The sequence below is a fragment of the Clostridium bowmanii genome (genome assembly GCF_018861315.1).
GTDB classification, from domain to species: Bacteria; Bacillota; Clostridia; order Clostridiales; family Clostridiaceae; genus Clostridium_AD; species Clostridium_AD bowmanii.
Genome location: NZ_JAHLDL010000093.1, coordinates 1 through 1890 on the forward strand (window position 1 = coordinate 1; position 1890 = coordinate 1890).

The 1890-nt window shown below is 31.2% G+C and carries 1 protein-coding gene; it reads left to right on the top strand.

Annotation, left to right across the window (positions count from 1 at the left end):
- Positions 1 to 781: 781 nt before the first annotated feature.
- Positions 782 to 1552, top strand: coding sequence for a class I SAM-dependent methyltransferase (locus tag KPL51_RS22970; protein ID WP_216166751.1), 771 nt, complete (start codon positions 782 to 784; stop codon positions 1550 to 1552).
- Positions 1553 to 1890: the final 338 nt, after the last annotated feature.

Genomic DNA, 1890 nt, shown 5'->3' on the forward strand with positions numbered 1-1890 from the left:
GGTTGTTATGTTAAGGGTTACGAGGACGTAGATGTGGGAAAATTTATTGGCAACAATAGAAGCTCGTGACTTCAGTCATGGGAGGTTCACACATAATTCAGTTTCAGTATCTAAATAGCCTACAAATGCATACGCATACATAAATTAACCCCCTTCTTAAATCACAAATAGAGTAATCATAAATTAACATAGTTTTTTTATTCAATTATACATCATATAAATATAATTTTCCGCATATTTAACATAATTATATATATATTGCTTGTCTAATTTTTAAAATCCCTAACTTTATATCCGAATGAGATGTATGTGATTGAACTAATCCATGTTTACTTTTTACGGTGTCCTTTTCTGTGTTAAATAACTGTAACCATAAACCAGTAGAGTACATTTTTCATATATTGCACCACAATCATTATATAGTATAAATCGTATTCAAGGATGGCTGGACTTAAAGTTTAGTGGCTAAACAATTTATAACAACTGTTGCTGTCCGCCTCCGCATGTGGAATATTTTATATAGCAATGTGTAAATTTATGACTTATAATCTATATATAGGTTGAATCAAACTCACCTCCAAGGTATATTCCATCACAAAGCCCGTCGGGCTAAGGCTCATGAACTTCGGCAACATGGAATGTTAAGTGCATTTTAGGTTAAGATAGTCGTCAATTTAATTGCAAAATTTAGAGCAAAAAAGTTACTGTACATAAATTATTTAGGTTAACCTAATTAACACGTAGTTGTTGGTTTATGCAAACTAAAAAAGGAGGGAATCGTATGGATTTGAGACTGACATTTAACGAAGATGAATCAAATTATGATAAGTGGCGACCGACCTATGTTAATGAGTTGTTTGATGAAATTATTCGATATTCATGTATAAGCGAAACAAAACAAGCTCTTGAGATAGGCATTGGAACCGGACAGGCAACCTTGCCGATTCTTGAAACAAAATGCAAGCTAACTGCCATTGAGATTGGGGAAAATTTAACGGAATATTCAAAAGTAAAATTTGTTTCTTTTAATAATTTCGAAGTCGTTAATATAGACTTTGAAAGTTTTTGTGCTGAAAGTAATACATTCGACTTAATTTATTCTGCAACCGCTTTTCATTGGATTCCAGAAGAAGTTAGCTATACAAAAGTTTTTGATCTTTTAAAGAGTGGTGGAGTTTTAGCATTATTTTGGAATCATCCTTTTGTCTCTCGCACTGATGACTTACTCCATTTGAAAATTCAAAAAATCTATAACGAGTTTCGACCATCTGATAAAAATCGAATTGAATTTGATAAAAGTGATTGTATAAAAATAGTAGAGATTATTAATCAATATGGATTTAAAAATTGTTATTCAAAATTGTTCTTTCAAACGCGAACTTTCACAGCAGATGGTTATATATCATTACTGAATACATACTCTGACCACAGAGCTCTGCCCAAAGATGTTAAAACTGGATTGGAGAATGGAATTGCAGCTGCAATCAAAAGTTTCGGTGGAATACTACATATTTATGACACTATGGATTTATATTTAGCTCAAAAACCATAATGTACAATTTACGTATATTATGAAATTACAAGATATGAAAAAGCATGTGAAAGGCTGCAAAGCACACCTGCGAGCTTAAGCGCGGTTGCATTAAGGCCCTCAGTGTCTGGCCTACGAAGTGTTAGAGAAAATGGCATATTTAAATAAGTTTTAGTTCTGATTTAAGTTTTATATTAATGTACATTTGAAAAATATTATATCCTAATATTTATATTTAGACTAACCTAATATTTTCAATGAAACTTAAGATAGTGTTAACTAACCTATGAAAAAACTAGATTAAAAATTTTAAGATTTAAATTGCACCATGAAAAGTGAAAATATACCTAAAAGTAATG

Bases quoted from the DNA above. Each gene is read 5' to 3' on its own strand.
- KPL51_RS22970 (WP_216166751.1), top strand. From the start codon at position 782: ATGGATTTGAGACTGACATTTAACGAAGATGAATCAAATTATGATAAG.